General features: G+C 60.6%; 17 protein-coding genes and 1 tRNA gene. 12 read left to right on the top strand and 6 right to left on the bottom strand.

Going from position 1 to position 20,627, the window contains the following annotated elements:
- The first annotated feature begins 397 nt into the window (after positions 1-397).
- The 5 genes from mgtA to C4J86_RS10280 all read left to right on the top strand — a co-directional run bounded on the left by mgtA (position 398) and on the right by C4J86_RS10280 (position 8,954).
- Positions 398-3,103, top strand: coding sequence for a magnesium-translocating P-type ATPase (gene mgtA / locus C4J86_RS10260; protein WP_124366567.1), 2,706 nt, complete (start codon positions 398-400; stop codon positions 3,101-3,103).
- Positions 3,104-3,131: 28 nt separating this feature from the next.
- Complete coding sequence (locus C4J86_RS10265) at positions 3,132-3,848, top strand: MgtC/SapB family protein (RefSeq protein WP_124370298.1); 717 nt, start codon at positions 3,132-3,134, stop codon at positions 3,846-3,848.
- A 302-nt stretch (positions 3,849-4,150) separates the two neighbouring features.
- Positions 4,151-4,777 carry a response regulator transcription factor gene (locus tag C4J86_RS10270; RefSeq protein ID WP_124362148.1) on the top strand — a complete coding sequence of 209 codons (627 nt, stop codon included), beginning with the start codon at positions 4,151-4,153 and terminating at the stop codon, positions 4,775-4,777.
- A 6-nt stretch (positions 4,778-4,783) separates the two neighbouring features.
- On the top strand, positions 4,784-8,398 hold the full coding sequence (locus C4J86_RS10275) for a transporter substrate-binding domain-containing protein (RefSeq protein ID WP_124370299.1): 3,615 nt from the start codon (positions 4,784-4,786) through the stop codon (positions 8,396-8,398).
- A 133-nt stretch (positions 8,399-8,531) separates the two neighbouring features.
- Positions 8,532-8,954 (top strand): chemotaxis protein CheY, encoded by a 423-nt coding sequence (locus tag C4J86_RS10280; RefSeq protein ID WP_124370300.1) that lies wholly within the window; start codon positions 8,532-8,534, stop codon positions 8,952-8,954.
- Positions 8,955-8,997: 43 nt separating this feature from the next.
- On the opposite strand, the gene C4J86_RS10285 is transcribed toward C4J86_RS10280, so the two are convergent.
- Positions 8,998-10,077, bottom strand: a complete 1,080-nt coding sequence (locus C4J86_RS10285; protein ID WP_124370301.1) for a 3-deoxy-7-phosphoheptulonate synthase — start codon at positions 10,075-10,077, stop codon at positions 8,998-9,000.
- Between the two features lie 615 nt (positions 10,078-10,692).
- Here C4J86_RS10285 and C4J86_RS10290 point away from each other — a divergent pair.
- The 7 genes from C4J86_RS10290 (at position 10,693) to C4J86_RS10320 (ending at position 15,733) form a co-directional block, all read left to right on the top strand.
- Positions 10,693-11,442 (top strand): carbon-nitrogen hydrolase family protein, encoded by a 750-nt coding sequence (locus tag C4J86_RS10290; RefSeq protein WP_124370302.1) that lies wholly within the window; start codon positions 10,693-10,695, stop codon positions 11,440-11,442.
- On the top strand, positions 11,443-11,880 hold the full coding sequence (locus tag C4J86_RS10295; protein WP_124370303.1) for a GNAT family N-acetyltransferase: 438 nt from the start codon (positions 11,443-11,445) through the stop codon (positions 11,878-11,880). It abuts the gene before it with no gap.
- 141 nt (positions 11,881-12,021) lie between these two features.
- Complete coding sequence (locus tag C4J86_RS10300; RefSeq protein ID WP_124366573.1) at positions 12,022-12,387, top strand: helix-turn-helix domain-containing protein; 366 nt, start codon at positions 12,022-12,024, stop codon at positions 12,385-12,387.
- A 151-nt stretch (positions 12,388-12,538) separates the two neighbouring features.
- Complete coding sequence (uvrY, locus tag C4J86_RS10305) at positions 12,539-13,180, top strand: UvrY/SirA/GacA family response regulator transcription factor (RefSeq protein ID WP_017530522.1); 642 nt, start codon at positions 12,539-12,541, stop codon at positions 13,178-13,180.
- Between the two features lies 1 nt (position 13,181).
- Positions 13,182-15,005 (top strand): excinuclease ABC subunit UvrC, encoded by a 1,824-nt coding sequence (uvrC, locus tag C4J86_RS10310; protein WP_124366574.1) that lies wholly within the window; start codon positions 13,182-13,184, stop codon positions 15,003-15,005.
- Positions 15,006-15,037: 32 nt separating this feature from the next.
- A complete protein-coding gene (gene pgsA / locus C4J86_RS10315; RefSeq protein WP_034119069.1) occupies positions 15,038-15,598 on the top strand; it encodes a CDP-diacylglycerol--glycerol-3-phosphate 3-phosphatidyltransferase in 561 nt (186 codons plus the stop codon).
- Positions 15,599-15,657: 59 nt separating this feature from the next.
- A tRNA-Gly gene (locus C4J86_RS10320) sits at positions 15,658-15,733 on the top strand.
- Between the two features lie 240 nt (positions 15,734-15,973).
- Here the strand turns inward: C4J86_RS10320 and C4J86_RS10325 are convergent.
- The 5 genes from C4J86_RS10325 to C4J86_RS10345 are packed head-to-tail and all read right to left on the bottom strand — an operon-like array spanning position 15,974 to position 20,599.
- Complete coding sequence (locus C4J86_RS10325; protein ID WP_124370304.1) at positions 15,974-17,056, bottom strand: chemotaxis response regulator protein-glutamate methylesterase; 1,083 nt, start codon at positions 17,054-17,056, stop codon at positions 15,974-15,976.
- Complete coding sequence (gene cheD, locus C4J86_RS10330) at positions 17,019-17,552, bottom strand: chemoreceptor glutamine deamidase CheD (protein WP_124370305.1); 534 nt, start codon at positions 17,550-17,552, stop codon at positions 17,019-17,021. Before cheD ends, C4J86_RS10325 begins: the two co-directional genes overlap by 38 nt.
- Positions 17,549-18,358, bottom strand: coding sequence for a protein-glutamate O-methyltransferase CheR (locus C4J86_RS10335; protein ID WP_124362299.1), 810 nt, complete (start codon positions 18,356-18,358; stop codon positions 17,549-17,551). The genes cheD and C4J86_RS10335 overlap by 4 nt, the downstream gene beginning before the upstream one ends.
- Positions 18,359-18,367: 9 nt before the next feature.
- A complete protein-coding gene (locus tag C4J86_RS10340; protein ID WP_124370306.1) occupies positions 18,368-18,907 on the bottom strand; it encodes a chemotaxis protein CheW in 540 nt (179 codons plus the stop codon).
- Between the two features lie 36 nt (positions 18,908-18,943).
- Complete coding sequence (locus C4J86_RS10345) at positions 18,944-20,599, bottom strand: methyl-accepting chemotaxis protein (RefSeq protein WP_124370307.1); 1,656 nt, start codon at positions 20,597-20,599, stop codon at positions 18,944-18,946.
- Between the last annotated feature and the right edge of the window lie 28 nt (positions 20,600-20,627).

Consider the following 20,627-nt stretch of genomic DNA (forward strand, 5'->3'; position numbering starts at 1 on the left):
TCACCATGTGGAAACTTTCCTACGGTTTACTCTGCATAAATCGCGGCGTAAGCTTCGCGCGTTTTCATCAATAGCGGAGACCCTCAGTGGGTACTTGTTCGAGTGACAGTAGTCGGCCGGTTTCAGTAACCGGCACATACTTGGCAAGGTAACGCGCATTTTTTCGATGCCGTTGTCTCGCCAGAAAAAGCGAGAAGCGGCATCCCGGCAGCAGCCATTCCTGGCGCCTGCCTGATCCCTCTCATCGACGCTGACCAGCACCCGAGTTGCCTCGGGAGGCTACGGACGCGCCTGCCTTTTACGGTGGGCGGGCCAGGTTCGGCTGCGCCTGTTCGACAGGCGCGGTGCGGATGGGCGGTACCTGCACGAGGGTTTTTCATCGCGCAGGAGTAACACCATGAACCTCACGCTGCTCAAAGAGTTCTTCGCCGGTTTTCTGCGGACCCGGCATATCGCCCGGCATTTTCGGCGCCTGACGATGCTGGAGACCGTGACCGACGCCAGTGTCAGCCGCGAAGTACCGCCTAGCCTTGCGCAAACCCTGGTGGCCGCAGCCAACGGCAGTGCCGTGCAGCTGCTGGGCATGCTGGGCAGCCACGCCGAGGGTTTGAACACCCAGGAAGCCGATGCGTTGCGCGGGCAATACGGGCTCAATGAAGTCGAGCACGAGCAGCCGCTGCCTTGGTGGGTGCACGTGTGGCACTGCTATAAAAACCCGTTCAACCTGCTGCTGACCTTGCTGGCGGTGATCTCCTGGTTGACCGACGACATGAAGGCCGCTTTGGTGATTTTCTCCATGGTGGTGCTGTCGACCCTGTTGCGCTTCTGGCAGGAGGCCAAATCGAACAAGGCCGCCGACGCCTTGAAGGCCATGGTCAGCAACACGGCCACAGTGTTGCGCCGGGACGCGGCCAAGCGCCTCGAACTGCCGATCAAGCAACTGGTACCGGGCGATCTGATCGTGCTGTCGGCCGGCGACATGATTCCCGCTGATTGCCGCGTGCTCAGTGCCAAGGACCTGTTTGTCAGCCAGGCGGCGATGACCGGCGAATCGATGCCGGTGGAGAAGTTCGTCCAGCAGCAGGATGCCCAGGTTCGCAACCCGCTGGACTTGGAAAACATCCTGTTCATGGGCACCAACGTGGTGTCCGGCGCCGCCACGGCGGTGATTCTCGCCACCGGCAATCACACGTACTTCGGCGCCCTGGCGCAACGCGTCACGGCGACCGACCGTGCCACCACCTCGTTCCAGCAGGGAGTCAACAAGGTCAGCTGGCTGTTGATCCGTTTCATGTTCGTGATGGCCCCGCTGGTGTTGTTCATCAACGGGTTCACCAAGGGTGACTGGACTGAAGCCTTGCTGTTCGCGCTGTCGATTGCCGTGGGCCTTACCCCGGAAATGCTGCCGATGATCGTCACCTCGACGTTGGCCAAGGGCGCGGTGTTCCTGTCGCGCAAGAAGGTCATCGTCAAGCGCCTCGACGCGATCCAGAATTTCGGCGCCATGGATGTGTTGTGCACCGACAAGACCGGCACGCTGACCCAGGACAGGATTTTCCTGGCGCGCCATGTGGATGTGTGGGGCCAGGAATCCGAGGATGTACTGGAAATGGCCTACCTCAACAGCTACTACCAGACCGGTTTGAAAAACCTGTTGGATGTGGCCGTGCTCGAGCACGTCGAAATCCATCGTGACTTAAAGGTCGGTACCGCGTTCCAGAAGGTCGATGAGATTCCATTCGACTTCAATCGGCGTCGCATGTCGGTAGTGGTGGCGGAGCAGGACCAGCCGCATCTGCTGATCTGCAAAGGCGCGGTGGAGGAGATTTTGGCAGTGTGCAGCACCGTGCGCCACGGCGAGGTCAACGAGGCATTGACGGACGAGCTGTTGGCACGCATTCGCCAAGTGACTGCAGCGTTCAATGACGAGGGCCTGCGGGTGGTGGCCGTGGCCGCACAACCGATGGCGCCAGGTCGCGATACCTACAGCCTGGCGGATGAAAACAACCTGACCCTGATCGGCTATGTGGCCTTCCTCGACCCACCCAAGGAAAGCACCGCGCCTGCGCTCAAGGCCCTGAAGGCCCATGGCGTAGCGGTCAAAGTGCTGACGGGCGACAACGAACGGGTCACCGCAAAGATCTGCCGTGAAGTTGGCCTGGAGCAGCAAGGGCTGCTGATGGGCAACGACATCGAGGACATGAGCGACGCCGAGCTGGCCCAGGCCGTGGAAACCACCAATGTGTTCGCCAAGCTCACGCCCAGCCACAAGGAGCGCATCGTGCGCCTGCTCAAGGCCAACGGGCATGTGGTCGGGTTCATGGGGGACGGCATCAACGATGCACCGGCACTGCGTACGGCCGATATCGGCATTTCGGTGGACAGCGCGGTAGACATCGCCAAGGAAGCCGCCGACATCATCCTGCTGGAAAAGAGCCTGATGATCCTGGAGGAGGGCGTGCTGGAAGGCCGCCGCACCTTCGCCAACATGCTCAAGTACATCAAGATGACCGCCAGCTCCAACTTCGGCAACGTGTTTTCGGTGCTGGTGGCGAGTGCGTTTATCCCGTTTCTGCCAATGCTGCCGATGCACCTGCTGGTGCAGAACCTGCTGTATGACATCTCGCAGATCGCGATTCCGTTCGACAACGTCGACGAGGAGATGCTCGCCAAGCCGCAACGCTGGCAGCCGGGAGATGTGGGCCGCTTCATGCTGTTCTTCGGGCCGATCAGCTCGATCTTTGACATCACCACGTTCGCACTCATGTGGTACGTGTTCGATGCCAATACCCCGGACCACCAGACCCTGTTCCAGTCGGGCTGGTTCGTGGTGGGGCTGCTCACCCAGACGTTGATCGTGCACATGATCCGCACCCCGAAAATCCCGTTCCTGCAAAGCCGTGCGGCGATGCCGTTGATGGTGATGACGGGCGTGATCATGGCGGTCGGGATCTTCCTGCCGATGGGGCCACTGGCGCATTACTTCAAACTGCAGGCGCTGCCGTCGCTGTACTTCGTGTTCCTGCCAGTGATTTTGCTGGCGTACATGGCGCTGACCCAGGCGGTGAAGGGCTACTACATCCGCAAGTTTGGCTGGCAGTAGTTGCCGCAGCAGTCATGGAGGTTTTTTTATGCAGGCAATCAACAACATCAACCTCGACTCTCTGGTGGATACCGTCGTCAGCCTCACGGCGGCGTTCCTCCTCGGCGGCTTGATCGGCTTCGAGCGCCAGTACCGCCAACGCACCGCAGGCTTGCGCACCAATGTGCTGGTGGCGGTCGGCGCAGCGATCTTTGTCGACATGGCCAATCGCCTGGGCGGTGCGGAAGGCGCGGTGCGCGTGGTCGCGTATGTAGTGTCGGGCATCGGCTTTCTGGGGGCTGGGGTGATCATGCGTGAAGAGGGCAATGTGCGCGGGCTCAACACAGCTGCCACCCTCTGGGCATCGGCCGCAGTGGGAGCCTGTGCGGGGGCCGACCTGATCCTCGAGGCTTTGCTGGGTACGCTGTTCGTACTGGCCGCCAATACGTTGCTGCGGCCGATCGTCAACAACATCAACCGCCAGCCTTTGGACGTGGTCTCGGCCGAGGTCACCAACATCCTCTATGTCATCGCGCGGCGCAGCCAGCAACAGGCGGTCATGGTGCTGCTGGAAGCCGAGCTGGCGCGATGCAACTACCCGGCCAGTGATGTCGACGTAAGGCCGTTCGGCAGCGAAGAAGTTGAAATCGAGGCCACCCTGGCCGTGACGTCGGTCGACGGTGACGAGCTGGATGCATTGGTGGCGCGTATTTCCATCTCCAGCCTGGTGGTGCAGGCGTTCTGGAGCCCGAGTACCACCGACTGACCCGCCCGCCTGAAACCCCGTCGAGCCAATATCAGCTAAGCTTTTTTGCGAGGAAAAATCCTACAAGTAGTCAGGACTATCCCTTCAATCAAAACGTCATTGCATTGTTAAGGTTGGGCACTTACGGCTGGGCGCTCGTTCTCGTCCAGCCGTGATTGCTCGTGATGTTCAATGGAAGGGGCCAGGCTGCGAGCGGTTATCGTCCTGAGCGGGTGCAGTACCGTTTGTCGGAACTGTCATTTCTCACAGGTACCTAGGTCCCGGTTGATGTGTAAGGGTACTTTGACAGCCTAGGGGTGTGTATGAGCAAAGCATTAATCGTGGATGACCATCCGTTTATACGTGCGACCGTCAAGCATTTGCTGAAGTTGGAAGGATTCGATGACATTTATCAGGCGGGTGACGGTGCAGATGCAATGCAATTGGCGCGGGAGCAACGTCCCGAACTGATCATCCTCGACCTGGCGATGCCCAAGCTGGGTGGGTTGGAAGTTATCTGTCGGATCAAGTCCCTGGGCCTGCCGTGCAGGATCCTGGTGCTGACCTCCTACCTGGCCGTGTTTTTTTCCACCCGCTGCATGCGAGCCGGGGCCATGGGGTTTGTGGCCAAGACCGGCGAGCTGGACGAACTGCAAAAGGCCATCAGAGCGATCCAGTCCGGCTACAGCTGTTTCCCAAGCCTGCCTACCAGCTCGGTACGCCGTGACGATCTGCAAGAAACGGAGCGGCAGATGATCGAGTGCTTGTCGGACCGTGAATTGACCGTATTGCAGAAACTGGCCCTGGGGCTGGGCAACAAGGAAATTGCCGAAGACATGCTGCTGAGCCACAAGACGATCAGCACTTACAAAACACGCCTCAAGGAAAAGTTACGTATGTCCTCAGTGGTGCACCTGTCCAAATTTGCCCAGCGCAATCATCTGATCTGATTTGAAATGATCGCCATCGCGTTCAAGCGGTTCGCCACGATCCTCTGGTTGAGCCTGTTGCCCATGGTCGCGATGGCCTTTGACGAGCCCACGGTTTTGCGGCTGTTGGGCCACTCTCGTATTGACCCTCCCGTCGTCACGCTGCAAGAGGCCGACTGGCGCTGGTTGCGCGAACGGCGCACCTTGCTGATGGGGGTGTCCGCTCCCGATTACGCCCCGTTTGACCTGACCAACAACCGTGAGGAGCTCGAAGGCATTACCGCCGATTTTGCAGCGCTGGTCAGCCAGGCCCTGAATATCTCCATTGAAGTTCGGTGTTACGAAACGCGCGATGAAGTGATCGAAGCCCTCAAGCGAGGCGATGTGGATTTCCTCGGCTCGGCCAATGGTTATGAAGCGGCCGACCCGCAACTGGTCCTGTCCCGCTCCTACGCCAATGACCAACCCACCCTGGTGACCCGCACCAGCGATAGCCAGGCGCTGACCGAGGACTTGGCGGGCAAGCGCGTGGCGATGCTCTATCACTATCTGCAGCCTGAAGTGGTGCGGGCGTTTTACCCCCATGCCCAGGTGGAATTGTTTTCTTCGGCCTTCGAGGCGATTGGTGCAGTAGCGTTTGGCCGCGCCGATGTGTATCTGGGCGATGCCATCAGCACCAATTACCTGATCCACCGCAACCAGCTCAACATTGTGCGCATGGCGGATTTTTCCACCCTTGAAGTCAACCCGTTCGCCTTTGCATTCACCCGGCAGAATACGCGGCTGCCGCCGATCATCAATGCGGCGCTGGAGGCGATTCCTGCCGGGGAGCAAATGGAAATATTGCGCCGCTGGAGCGGCGGCAACCTCGGTATTGTCGGTGCCGGTCGGTTGCACTTGAGTGCCAGTGAACAACGCTGGCTCCTCAAGCATCCACGGGTCAAGGTCGCGGTGCTGGACAAGCTCCTGCCGCTGTCGGTCATCGATGATCGGGGCCAGTTCGAGGGGCTGAGTGCCGAGGTGCTGTCGCGTATCAGCCTGCGCACCGGTTTGAAGTTCGACGTGGTACGGGGTAGCTCGATACCCCAACAGATCGACCAGGTCAGTGCGGGCGCGGCGGATATGCTGGCGGTCGTGACCCCCAGTGTCGAACGCGACGAAAAGGTGCGGTTCACCCGGCCCTACCTGACCAACGCCTTGGTGCTGATAACCCGAGGTGATGAACACAGCCCGGTCACATTGGAAGATATGGTGGGTAAACGCCTGGCGATGATCAGCGGCAACGGACTGCGCGATACGATCATGCGGGATTTTCCCGGCGTCGTGTTTATCGATGTGGACAGCGCGGAGCAGGCGATGGCGATGGTAGCCAGAGGCGAAGCGGAGGGGGCGGTCAATTCGCTGATCAGTGCGCGCTATATGATCGCCCGGTATTACCGCGACCGGTTGCGCATCACCAGTACGGTCGGCTCCGAGCCTGCGCGCATCACGTTCGGGGTCAACCGCAGTCAGTTGGAGCTTTATTCGATCCTCGACAAAGCACTGCTGAGCATCACCCCGCAGGAAATGGATGAAATGATCACCCAATGGCGCAGCGAGGTGATCATCGAAGACAGCTATTGGCTACGGCACCGCAACATGATCATTCAGGGATTCGGGCTGGCCGCGTTGCTGCTGATCGTCACGTTGAGCTGGGCCATCTACCTGCGCCGCCTGATTCGCAAGCGCGTCCAGGCCGAACGCGCCTTGAGCGACCAGATGCGCTTCATGAGCGTGTTGATCGACGGCACGCCGCACCCGATTTACGTGCGTGACCGGCAGGGGCGATTGATGGCCTGCAATAACGCTTACCTGGACGTATTCGGTTATAAGCTCGAAGACGTGATTGGTAAAACCGTGGTCGAAACCGACGCCGACAACCTGCCCCAGGCTCAGTCGTTTCATCAGGATTACCTGCGCCTGATGGCAGAAGGCGAGCCGCAGATTCATGATCGAATACTCAAATTGCCCAACGGCGATGCCCTGACCATCTACCAGTGGATGCTGCCCTATCGCGACGGTGACGAGAAAGTGGTGGGCATGATTGCCGGTTGGGTGGACGTCAGCGAGCGCCAACAGTTGTTGGGTCAGCTGCAAGAAGCCAAGGACGAGGCTGACGCTGCAAACCGGGCCAAGACCACCTTCCTGGCGACCATGAGTCACGAGATCCGTACGCCGATGAACGCGGTGATCGGCATGATCGAGCTGGCCCTGAAGAATGCCGAGCGGGGCGTGGCCGACCGGGATGCCCTGGAAGTGGCGTCGGAGGCTTCGCGTGGCATGCTGGAATTGATCGGCGATATTCTCGACATCGCACGGATCGAGTCCGGTCATCTGTCGTTGGCCCTGGAACCGGCCAATCTGCACGAGTTACTGACCTCGGTGGCGCGGGTGTTCGAAGGTCTGGCGCGGGCCAAGGGGCTGGCGCTGCAGGTTGAACTTGATCCGTTGATCGACCGCGTGGTCCTGATTGACCCACTGCGTTTCAAGCAGGTGGTGTCGAATTTGCTGAGCAATGCTATAAAGTTTACCCACGAGGGCGAGGTCAGGCTCGGTGCTCATGCTGCGTTCGAAGGGGAGCATCTGGAGCTGAAATTCTGGGTGCAGGACACCGGAATTGGCATCAGCGCCCATGACCAGCTGCGCCTGTTCAGCCCCTTTATCCAGGGCAGCAATGGCGAACAGTCGGCACGTAGCGGCTCCGGCCTGGGGTTGGTGATCAGCCGCAACCTGTGCGAAATGATGGGGGGGCGACTGCACTTGAGCAGTGTGCTGGGGCAGGGCTCGCGGGTAGATGTAACGTTGGCCTTGGTCATGACCGCTGTATTGGCGCAGGAGGGGGCGTCGGCAAACCCTGCGGCAGAGCCGCCCGATGCCCTGAGTATCCTGGTGGTGGACGACTACCCGGCCAACCGCTTGCTGCTGGCTCGGCAGTTGAGTTTCCTGGGCCACCGTATCACCACGGCCGAGGACGGGATTCAGGGGCTCGAGCAGTGGCGTGCCGGGCAGTTCGATGGCGTCATCACCGATTGCAACATGCCGTTCAAGAATGGCTACCAGTTGGCACGGGACATCCGCGTATTGGAGCGTGAACGAGGCCTGGTGCCGTGCCTGCTGCTGGGGTTTACCGCCAATGCACAACCCGAAGAGGCCGAGCGCTGTCGGCAAGCCGGTATGGATGGGTGCCTGTTCAAACCCACCGGCCTTGACGATTTGCGCGTGGCGCTGGCGTCGCGCTCCACTTACGCCCTGAGCCCAGAGGCGGCAGCGTTTGATTTGAGCACCTTGATCGCGTTGACAGGCGAAGACCATCACGCGCTTACCGAATTGTTGACCCCCTTGCTCGACAGCCTCGAGGCGGACCGGGCGCTATTGCCGACGCTGCAGCGCAAGGCTGACTTTGCCAGGCTGCACGATCTCGCCCATCGCGCCAAGGGCGGTGCCCGCATGGTCAAGGCACAGGTGTTGATCGCTCGCTGTGAAGCACTGGAGGCAGCCTGTGAAAGCCAGGACCGCAACGCGCTGGGGGTGGCGATCGATGAGGTGGCGCAGGCGATCATCGCTTTGCATGAGGGGTTGAGTCTCCATTGCAATCAGTCTTGATCCCGATGACGACCATTCGGAGCTTTTGGGAGAAGTCCTACGTGATGGGGGAACATGCCTGATTTTGTCGTCGGGATTTGTCTGGAAAATGGGCCACGCTCACTGACGAGCGCTGCCTGCCCAGGGGCTTGCCATGCCGAACAAAGCACTGACCATTCTGATTGCCGATGATCTGCACTTGCAGCGGCTCTACATCGAAAAGATGCTTAACCAGTTGGGGTATCACCGGATCGTGCCGGTGCAAACCTTCGAAGAAGTCCAGATTCTCACCGCCATTCCGGCCGAACCCTTTGATGTGCTGATCATCAATGCGGGGCTGGCGCCCCATGCGCGTGGGCCCCACCCTCAGGCACGCCATGTATTGATCTACGACAACCTTGACCTGGGTGATCCCGCCGGCGCAATGCCGACGGTAGCGGTACGCCTGCCGGGCGTACCGGATAACGTCAATCTCGAACATTTCATGGACATCATCGACCCTCCCGAGGCCATGACCGGCTTGCGGGTTTTGCCGTGGCTAAGGGCGCTGTCCCGCCAACCGGTGGTCGGCGTCTAGGCCCACGTAACTGCCCAAGTGGCTTGTGCCCGATGACGGCCAATCACTGGGTATGGCTGTGTTCACGAAGGCGCTCGGCGGCACTGCGCAGCAACTGCTCGGTGCCCGCCCAACCCAGGCAGCCATCGGTTACCGACACGCCGTATTTCATTGACGGGCTCAGAGGCTGGCAACCTTCGAACAGGTGGCTTTCGAGCATCATGCCGATCAGCGACGTATCGCCTTGCAAGCGTTGCTCCAGCACCTCGCTGAACACCGCCGGCTGGCGCAACGGGTCTTTGCCGCTGTTGGCGTGGCTGCAATCGACCATGATGCGTGCCGCAACGTTGGATTTGGCCAGGTCAATTTTGACTTGGGACACGCTCTGCGCATCGTAGTTTGGCCCGCGGTGACCGCCGCGCAGCACCAGGTGGGTGTCGGGGTTGCCCGACGTCTGGATGATCGCCGGATGGCCCTGGCTGTCGATGCCGAAGTGGCGGTGCGGGTGCGAGGCCGAGCGCATCGCGTCACAGGCAATCGCGACGCCGCCGTCGGTGCCGTTTTTGAAGCCAACGGGCATGCCCAGGCCGCTGGCCATTTCGCGGTGGATCTGCGATTCGGTGGTGCGCGCGCCAATCGCGACCCAACTGAGCAGGTCATCGAAGTAGCCGGCGGCCATGGGTTGCAGCAGCTCGGTGGCGACCGGCAAGCCCAGGCGCAGCATTTCGCGCATCAGTTCCCGAGACAGCGCAAGGCCTGCGGCCATGTCGTCGCTGCCATCGAGGTGCGGATCGTAAGCCAGGCCTTTCCAGCCAATAGTCGTGCGCGGTTTTTCGACGTAGGCGCGAATGACCAGCAGCATCTGGTCGCTGACTTCAAGCGCGAGCTTCTTCAGGTTACGCGCGTATTCCAGGGCCGATTGCGGGTCGTGTATCGAGCACGGGCCGACAATCACCAGCAAGCGTGGATCATGACCATTGAGGATGGCGCGCACGGCTTGGCGGTGGGCGTGTACCTGTTCATTGAGGAACGGGCTGAGGGGCAGTTGATGCTTGAGTTCAAGGGCGCTGGGCAGGCGCTGGGTCAGGGCTTCATTGGCGCTGTTCAGGGTGGAGACGGGCAAAGCGGCGACAGAGACGTTCATATTCTAGATTTCCTGGGCAAGCGGCGGGCAATTCCCGCGCGCTTGGCCTACTGGGGTGTTCGACAATTGGCCGTATCGGCTACGTGTGTTGGCTTGCCACCAAGAAGTGACCGGTCGGAGGCGGCAGGCTGTCCCGAACGGAGCTGGCTAAATCGCCATGCAGCGCAAGTGTCGTGGCGGTAATAGGTGATGGTGTTCATGGCGTGATTCCTTTATTTAAGTGTGCGGATCAAAAAAATTCAGGGCCTGAAAAAAACAAAACCCCCGGTCGGGGAGCCGACCGGGGGTTAGATTTCTCTGGCAGGCGACCCCTTGAGTAGTGGGCGCCGATTTCAGGTATCAGGCGCGCCAGCGGCTAAACCAATACCCAAAATAAAAGCTGACCAGTGCGCTCGAACCGTTCACACGGGTAGCCGACACCGAGCGCGATGCGCTGGCAGCGGGGCAAACCTGAGTGTGGGTGAGTTGCAACATGGCATGTCTCCAAATGATGCGGGGAGCTTACTAGAGCGGCGCAGGTGGATTCAATCAGTAATTTCTATCGCATGGGGGGACTTACGGCTATGGGGGGAGTGTCGATATGCTGAACGCACTTAAGATTGCCAGGACGCAACCATGACTGCCTTGACCCTTGCTGCGGCGCAAACCCTTTCCATCGCAGGCGACGTAGCAGCCAACATCGCGCGACATCTTGAGTTCATGCAGGCTGCAGCCGCACAGGGCGTGCAATTGCTGGTGTTCCCAGAGCTGTCGCTGACCGGCTATGAGCCCGCGCTGGCAGCCGACCTGGCCATTGCGCCTGAAGACCCACTGCTGGCGCCATTACGTGAGATGGCCCGGGAGCTGCAGTTGACGGCGGTGGTGGGTATGCCGATCCGCCTGGCGCCAGGTGCGGATGTGCTGATCGGCGCTTTGGTGTTGGGAGTTGACGGCTCGGTGGCGGTCTACACCAAGCAGCATCTGCATCCGGGCGAAGAACTCGCGTTTGCGGCCGGGCAGGGCGGTGCGGCGCTTGAGTGGGGGAAGGATCGTATTGCGCTGGCTGTGTGCGCTGACTTTTCCCACGCCAGTCATCCGCGCCAGGCGGCGCTGGCGGGCGCCACGGTCTATGCCGCAGGCGTATTGATCAGCGAGAGCGGCTACGCCACGGACAGCGCGCTGCTCCAGGGGTATGCGGCCGAGCATCGCCTTCTGGTGTTGATGGCTAACCATGGTGGCCCGTCGGGCGGCTGGGCTTGTGCCGGCCGCAGTGCGATATGGGCGGATGATGGTCGTTTGCTGGCGGCGGTGCCTGGGGTCGGCGAAGCGCTGGCGATTGCCCGTCGCGATGGCGAACGCTGGGTTGGGCACGTGGTGGCTGTGTAAATGCCTTTCTACCTGCGCGCTGCGACGGACTACGACCTGCCTTTTGCACGATCCCTGACTCACCGGGCGATGGACCGTTATTACGTGCAAAACCAGTTGCTGTGGTCCGACGATGGCTTTGATAGGGCCTGGGCTGCTCGGGAAAACTGGCTGATTTACGCGGATGACTGCGTTGCCGGGTTTATCAGCCTGAGCCGTGATAGCAACGCGCTCTATATCCGCGAACTGCATATGCTCGAGGCCTATCGCGGGCTCGGTGCGGGCACTTGGGTGCTGGAGCAGATGGCGCTCAAGGCCCAAGTGCCTGGCCTGTTGCGTTTAACCGTGTTCAAGACCAACCCGGCCAAAAGGCTTTATCAGCGCACGGGGTTCAGCGTTGTCGGTGAAGACGCCGGATTCTGGCGGATGGAACGCGTTTGTCGCTCAACATCCTGTTGACGGTGCCGTTCCTTGATGTTTCAGCCTGGTCTTGTGCAGGGGTACGCATTGCGGGCATAGTTCAAAAAAACGTTTAATTTGTTTAACGAAGTGATGAGCCTGTCACCTCTTGCGGTGTGCCAAATAGGATCATGCATCCAGATGAGTGGAATCGGTTCGCGTTTAAGGCAAGAAAGAGAGCGACTTGGCCTGTCGCAAAAAGTGTTTGGTGAAATCGGAGGCGTCGAAGCCAACGCCCAGGGCAAATATGAAAGCGGTGGGCGCGCGCCCAAGGCCGACTACTTGTCTCGCGTGGCCAGCAGAGGCGTGGATGTGCTGTACGTGCTGACCGGGACCGCGACGCCGACTCCACTGGAAAATCTGAGCCAGCTTGAAGAAAAAGTGCTGGTTGATTACCGGGCATTGTTCAAGGAAGACCAAGAGGCAATCCGCCGCCTGACGTCGACCCTGGCCGAGCATTCCCTTTCTCGCCATGGAAAAACCAAGCCTGCGCCGCAGGATTCCTGACCTTTTGCCCAGCAAATCCGGCCGTTCGCCGCTCGATAGAGGCGTGCCAAGCGCTCAAACTCCACATATATGACGCTTGCAGCTAGGTCTGCGCCCTGGTTTTTTGCTAAGGTGTTCAGCAACCTATAAGACCATATCGCGAGGTGTCTGCTTGATTAGGGTGCTAGTAGTCGATGACCATGATCTCGTTCGTACAGGCATTACACGAATGCTGGCTGACATCGACGGCCTGCAAGTAGTCGGCCAGGCCGAGTCGGGGGAGGAATCTCTGATCAAGGCCCGGGAATTGAAACCCGATGTGGTGTTGATGGACGTCAAGATGCCGGGGATCGGCGGTCTGGGCGCCACTACCAAATTATTGCGCAGCCATCCGGATATCAAGGTTGTGGTGGTAACGGTGTGCGAGGAAGACCCGTTTCCTACGCGTCTGCTGCAGGCGGGAGCCGCGGGTTACCTCACCAAAGGCGCCGGTCTGGCGGAAATGGTGCAAGCCATTCGCCTGGTATTTGCCGGCCAGCGCTACATCAGCCCGCAGATTGCCCAGCAGTTGGCCATCAAATCCTTCCAGCCCACCAGCGACTCGCCGTTTGACGCGCTGTCGGAGCGGGAAATCCAGATCGCCTTGATGATCGTCGGTTGCCAGAAGGTGCAGTCGATCTCCGATAAGCTGTGCCTCTCGCCCAAGACCGTCAACACCTACCGCTATCGCATCTTCGAGAAACTCGCCATCAGCAGTGATGTTGAATTGACCCTGCTCGCGGTGCGCCACGGCATGGTGGACGCTAGCGCCTGACATGACCACACCGTTTGATCCAAGTGCCTTTCTCTCGACCTGCAGCGGCCGCCCCGGCGTGTACCGTATGTTCGACAGCGAGGCGCGCCTGCTCTACGTGGGCAAGGCCAAGAACCTGAAAAACCGTCTGGCGAGCTATTTTCGCAAGACCGGTCTCGCGCCGAAAACCGCCGCCCTGGTTGCGCGTATCGCCCAGGTCGAAACCACCATTACCGCCAATGAAACTGAAGCGCTGCTGCTTGAGCAGACGCTGATCAAGGAATGGCGGCCGCCGTATAACATCCTGCTGCGTGACGATAAATCCTACCCCTACGTGTTTTTGTCGGATGGCGCTTTCCCGCGCCTGAGCATCCACCGGGGTGCAAAGAAGCAGAAGGGCAAGTATTTCGGGCCTTACCCCAGCGCCGGCGCCATTCGCGAGAGCTTGAGCCTGCTGCAGAAGACGTTTTTTGTGCGCCAGTGTGAAGACAGCTTCTACAAGAACCGTACGCGCCCGTGCCTGCAGTACCAGATCAAGCGCTGCAAGGCGCCCTGTGTGGGCCTGGTGGAGCCGGCGGAGTACGCCGAGGATGTGCGTCACTCGGTGATGTTCCTCGAGGGGCGCAGCAATGCGCTGACCGATGAACTGTCCGGGGCCATGGAGCAGGCGGCCAGCACCCTGGATTTTGAGAAGGCTGCCGAGCTGCGCGACCAGATATCGCTGCTGCGCCGCGTCCAGGACCAGCAGAGCATGGAAGGCGGCACCGGCGACGTCGACGTGATCGCGGCCTTCGTCAACCCGGGTGGCGCCTGTGTGCACCTGATCAGCGTGCGTGGCGGGCGGGTGCTGGGCAGCAAGAACTTCTTCCCGCAAACCGGGATCGATGAAGACGTCTCCGAGGTGATGGCCGCGTTTCTCGGCCAATATTATGTGAGCAGTCCTGAGCGCGACTTGCCGTCGGAGCTGATCGTCAACGTGGTCCACGAAGATTTCCCGACCCTGATCGAGGCGATCCATGAACTGCGCGGTCGCGAGCTGGACATCAGCCACCGCGTTCGCGGCACCCGTGCCCGCTGGCAGCAGCTGGCCGTGACCAACGCCGAACAGGCCCTGGGCGCGCGCCTGGCCAATCGACAGCACGTTGCCGCGCGCTTCGAAGCCCTGGCCGAGGTGCTCAACCTGGACGAGCCACCCCAGCGCCTGGAGTGCTACGACATCAGCCACTCCAGCGGCGAAGCCACCGTGGCCTCCTGCGTAGTGTTCGGCCCTGAAGGCCCGATCAAGGCCGACTACCGGCGTTACAACATCGAAGGCGTTACCGCCGGCGATGACTACGCCGCCATGCACCAAGCCCTCACGCGGCGCTTCAGCAGATTGAAGGACGGCGAGGGCAAATTGCCCGATATCCTCTTGGTGGACGGCGGCAAGGGCCAGTTATCCATGGCCCGCGACGTCCTCAATGAACTGGCCGTGCCCGACCTGATCCTGCTCGGCGTGGCCAAGGGCGCCACGCGCAAGGCCGGTTTCGAGACGTTGTACTTGAATGATGCCGCGCATGAGTTCACTTTGAAGGGCGACTCTCCGGCGCTGCACCTGATTCAACAGATTCGTGACGAAGCCCACCGCTTCGCCATTACCGGCCACCGTGCACGACGCGGCAAAACCCGCCGAACCTCAACCCTGGAAGGGGTGGCGGGGGTCGGCCCGACGCGGCGTCGCGACTTGCTTAAACATTTTGGTGGCTTGCAGGAGCTCTCCCGTGCCAGCATTGACGAAATAGCCAAAGCACCCGGTATCAGTAAAAAGCTCGCTGAATTGATTTATGCCAATCTGCACAGCGAATAGAATGCCTTCTCACCTCGTAGCCAGTTGTGCCGATGAATATCCCTAATCTGATCACCGTTCTACGCGTCCTGCTTATCCCGATTTTTATCCTGCTGTTCTATTTGCCGTATGAATGGAGCTATGTCGCCTCCAGTTCGGTATTCGCCTTTGCCGCCGCCACCGACTGGCTCGACGGCTACCTGGCGCGCCGCCTGGAGCAAAGCACCCCGTTTGGCGCGTTCCTTGACCCGGTGGCCGACAAACTCATGGTCGCCGTGGCCCTGGTGCTCTTGGTACAGGAACACGGCAACCTGTGGCTGACCCTGCCGGCTGCCGTGATCATCGGTCGCGAGATCGTTGTCTCGGCCCTGCGCGAATGGATGGCCGAAATCGGCGCCCGCGCCCACGTCGCCGTATCGAACATGGGCAAATGGAAAACCGCCGCGCAAATGCTCGCGCTGGTCATCCTGCTGGCCAATCCGTCGGACTTCTCGTTCTGGGTCCTCACCGGCTACGCCTTGTTGCTCATCGCTGCAGGCCTGACGCTGTGGTCCATGCTGCAATACCTGCGCGCCGCCTGGCCCCACCTGCGCACCACCGTTGAAAAGAAATAAACTTTTTTGAATCAAGGGGTTGACGGGTGCTGGGGATTCTATAGAATGCGCATCACCAAGCGGGAATAGCTCAGTTGGTAGAGCACGACCTTGCCAAGGTCGGGGTCGCGAGTTCGAGTCTCGTTTCCCGCTCCAAATATTGCGCTACAGAGTTCCACTGAATTCTGTAAGCGATTGAAAAAAAGGACCTTCGGGTCCTTTTTTCGTTCCGGAAATTCAGCACCATCCATGACTTTACTAGGACTGCACGCAGCCCAACGAGAGCGGTGCGACAATTCGACAAGCACGCTCGCCACAATAGCCCTATCTGCCGGGCGTTCAGCGTTCAACCTTGAGCCAAAGTTGTAAAGACACCTATACCTTTGGTGCTCAGGCTCACTTATACAAAATCGCCTGATGAATATTCTCCAACGCCATGATGCGCTGGGCAGCGTTGAGTTTTATGGCTTCCTTGGGCATGCCGAACACCACGCAACTGGCTTCGTCCTGGGCTACCGTGGCGGCGCCGGCTTCGAGCATTTCCTTTAGCCCGCGTGCGCCGTCGTCGCCCATGCCGGTCATGATGATGCCGGTGGCGTTCTTGCCGGCGAACTTGGCTACCGAGCGGAACAGCACGTCCACCGACGGGCGATGGCGGTTGACCAGTGGGCCGTCGATGACTTGGGCGTGATAATAGGCGCCGCTGCGGGTCACCATCAGGTGTTTGCCGCCGGGAGCGATCAGGGCGAGGCCGGGCAGGATGCGGTCGTTGTTGCGTGCTTCGCGCACTTCGATCTGGCACACGCTGTTGAGGCGCTCGGCAAAGGAGGCGGTGAATTTTTCGGGCATGTGCTGCACGATCACCATGCCAGGGCACACCCTCGGTAGAGCAGTCAACACAGCCTCCAAGGCCTGGGTGCCGCCGGTGGAGGTGCCGATGGCGACGATGCGTTCAGTGGTCTGGGCCATGGCGTGGCCGTTGGCGGCGGGCAGGATTGCGTCTGCGCTGAGCTTGCCGGGTGGCGCGAGGGCGGGTGTTGGTTGGACGGTTCGTTTGCCCAGGTTCTTGACGTTGGAGTTCGCCGCCGCGCGGATGGCTGCGACCAGCTCGCCCGCCGACTCGATCAGGAAGTTCTTCAGCCCGGTGGTGGGTTTGGTGATGATTTCCACTGCTCCGGCCGACAATGCCTGCAGGGAGGTTTCGGCGCCTTTCTGGGTCAGCGAGGAACAGATCACCACCGGTGTCGGCCGCTCGCTCATGATTTTGCGCAGGAAGGTGATGCCGTCCATACGCGGCATTTCGACATCCAGCACGATCACGTCCGGCCATTCCCGAGCCAGTTTATCCATGGCGAAAATCGGGTCGGACGCGGCGCCCATCACATGGATGTCCGGCGTGTCGTTGAAGATCGCCAGCAGCACTTGCCGGACTACGGCCGAATCATCGACCAGCAGCACGCTGATTTTTTTGGTAGGCATTTTTATTGAATGTTCCCATTGGTTGGTGCCGGACCCAGACGTTGCCGTTCCACAGGTCGAACACAATAGTGCGATAGCCGGTACTGCCCATGTCCTGAGCGGTCAGGTGCAGGCGATGGCGCTCGGCCAGGGCCAGCGCTGCGCGAATATTCAGGCTGGCCACGTCCTGTGCCGGCAGGGGGCGCGGCTGTTCGGGGAACATCTCGCCGCCGCCGAACAACTTGACCTGATAATCCCGGGCCTGCGTGCCGTTGGCATGAGCGTGGCGCAGCAGCAATTCGAGCGCCTCGTCGGCATATTTACCATCCAGGGGCTGACCTTTGCGCGAGCGCGCCGGCAACATGAAATGGCACATGCCGCCGATCAGCCGTTGCGGATGCCAGAAGGTGATCGCCACACAGGACCCGAGCAAGGTACGCAAGCGTGTCGGCCGCGTCGCAAAACTGACCTGGCCCGGCGCCAGCACCACTTCGACCACATCGGCAGGCTTTTTCATGGCTTGCGATAAATCGACGGCGCCACCAGCTTCAACGTGTCGTTGACGCCGTTGAGGCTTTCGGAGTGGCTGATGATGAAGTAACCGCCGGATTTGAGCAGCGGCAGCAGCCTGGCGACCACCTGGCTTTTGGTCTGCTGGTCGAAATAGATCATCACGTTGCGCAAGAAGATCACATCGAACTCGCCCAGGCCGGGCAGCGGTTCGTTCAGGTTGACCTGGATAAAGTTGACCCGGTTGCGCAGGGCCTTTTCGATCAGGAAAGTCCCGTGCTGGCGCCCTGTTCCCTTGAGGCAATATTTGACCAGCAGCGGCTGGGCCAGGGTGCCGGCGCGCTCCATGGAGTAATGCCCGTTGCGTGCCTTGGCCAGCACCTGGGTGCTGATGTCCGAACCGATGACTTCCCAGGGCGTGGTGCCCAGGTTCTCCGCCAGCGTCATCGCCAGGCTGTAGGGTTCTTCGCCCGAAGAGCTGGCCGCGCTCCACACGCGAAACAGTTTGCCCGGCGGCGCCTTGGGCAGCACCTGCTGGCGCAGGAAGTCGAAGTGCTTGGGCTCGCGGAAAAAGTAGGTCTCGTTGGTGGTCAGCAGGTCCAGCGCAACTTGCAGCTCACCCTTGCGCTGGTCGCTCATGATCAGCTTGAAGTACTCGCCGTAGCTCTGCAGTTCGTAGTGTTTGAGGCGTTTGAACAGCCGCCCGGCCACCAGGGCTTTCTTGGCGGGCGACAGGTTGATGCCGGCCGCGCGGTACAGCCAGGACTGGAACTGGCCGAATTCACGATCATCGAGTGGGCTGGTGTCTGGCATGATCGAGCCTCAACGCGCGTCGGGGTCGAGAGCCAGCGCCTGGCCAGTCTCGGCCAGGCTGGACATCTCGTCGATGGACAGCACTTTGTCCACCTCAAGCACAATCACGAACTTGCCATCGACCTTGGCCATGCCGCTGATGAAATCCGCGCGGATGCGTGCGCCGAAGTTGGGCGGCGGTTCGATCTGTGTCGCCGGGATCTCCTGCACGGCGGAAACGGTGTCGACCAACAGCCCGATATCCTGCGGCTGGCCGTCTTCGGTGATGGCCTCGATGATGATCACGCACGAACGCCGTGTGATCGACGAGTTCGGCCGGCCAAAGCGCGCCGACAGATCGACCACCGGCACCACGGCGCCGCGCAGGTTGATCACGCCGCGCACGAAGGCGGGCATCATCGGCACCACGGTCAGGCTGCCGTATTCGATAATTTCCTTGATGCCCAGAATGCCGATGGCGAACATCTCGCCACCGAGCATAAAGGTCAGGTATTGCGCATCCTCGCCTGCCGCGACGGCGGTATGGCGGGTAGTCATCACTGCGCCCATGTCATTCTCCCTGTAAGCCCGCATCGATTCTTGCGATCAGAAACGGGTGAATTCCGATTCGTCCGGGGCGCTGGCCACGTTATAGGCGAAGGCTTTGCGCGGTGCCTGCTGCTCCGCGCGTGGTGGCTGGCGGTCAGGCTTGCCGGCGCTGTCCGCGCTGCGGCCTTGAACCGCGGCCTTGGGGCTGGAGTCCAGCACGAAAAAGCTCATGGCCTGTTGCAGTTGCTCGGCCTGGCTGCTCATTTCTTCGGCGGTGGCGGCCAGTTCCTCGCTGCTCGAGGCATTTTGCTGGGTCACCTGGTTGAGCTGGGTCATTGCGGTGTTGATCTGCGCGACACCGGCGGCCTGTTCCTCGGACGCGGCACTGATTTCCTGCACCAGGTCGGAAGTTTTATTGATGGAGGGCACCATTTCGTCGAGCAACTTGCCGGCTTTCTCGGCCATGTCCACGCTGCTGGAGGACAGTTCGCCGATTTCCTGGGCGGCTACCTGGCTGCGCTCGGCCAGTTTGCGCACCTCGGCGGCCACCACCGCAAACCCCTTGCCGTGCTCGCCGGCCCGGGCGGCCTCGATGGCGGCGTTGAGGGCCAGCAGATTGGTCTGGTAGGCGATGTCATCGATGATGCTGATGCGCTGGGCGATTTTCTTCATTGCCACCACCGTCTGCTGTACCGATTCGCCGCCTTCGGTGGCTTCCTTGGCGGCTTTGCTGGCCATGCCATCGGTGACCTTGGCGTTTTCGGTGTTCTGGTTGATGCTGGCGCTCATCTGTTCAACCGACGCACTGGTTTCCTCGACGCTGGCGGCCTGTTCACTGGTGGCCTGGCTCATCGATTGCGCGGTGGCGCTGACTTGCTCGGAAGCACTGGCCAGGTTATCGGCGGCGTTGCGCACCTCACCGATGATATGCGCCAGCTTGCCGACCATGTTGCGCATGGCGTTGAGCACCATGCCGGTTTCATCCTTGGCACCCGGTTCGATGTGCGTGTTGAGGTTGCCTTCGGCCAATTGCCCGGCGGCGGTGGCGGCTTGTCGTAACGGGCGGGAAATGATCCGTGCGATGAACAGGGCCAGGCCCAGGCCGATCAACAGGGCGACGACCAGCGCCGCGATGATCGACAAGCGTGCGTTTTCATACAGCGACGCGCCCTTGTCACCGGCGACGGTGGCGCCGGCGTCATTGAGTTCGACCATCTTCTGCAGGCGGCTGGTCACCTCATCGAAATGCGTCTTGGACTCCCCCCTGAGCAAACCGCGAGCCTGGGCTTCCTGGTTCTGCCGGGAAAATTCCAGCACCTGCTTGCTGGCTGCCAGATAGGCGGTCCAGGCACTGTTCACGCTGGCCAGGAGCTGGCGGTCCTCATCATTGGAGAGCAATTTTTCGTAGGTGCCCATGCGGGTTTCGAACTGCTGGCGCGCGTCGTCGGCTTCCCGTTCGGCCTGCGCCTTCTCCTCGGCGATCTCGGTGCCGATGTGGCGGTTTTCCTTCAAGCGATAGTTGGCGGCAAAAAAGCGCATGCCGGCCGCTGCGCGCATGGAAGGCATCCAGTTGCCCTTGATGTCCTGGGCCGCCTGATTGACTGCACCGAGCTGGTGAATGGCGAAGCCGCCCATGGCCGCGGTAAGCGCCAGGACCACCAGGAATGAGCTGATCAACTTGGTGGAAATTTTCAAATCGTAGAACCATTTCATCGGGGGAACCTCCATGGAATTGCAAATA

Source organism: Pseudomonas sp. R2-7-07 (assembly GCF_003852355.1).
In the GTDB taxonomy this organism is placed as follows: domain Bacteria; phylum Pseudomonadota; class Gammaproteobacteria; order Pseudomonadales; family Pseudomonadaceae; genus Aquipseudomonas.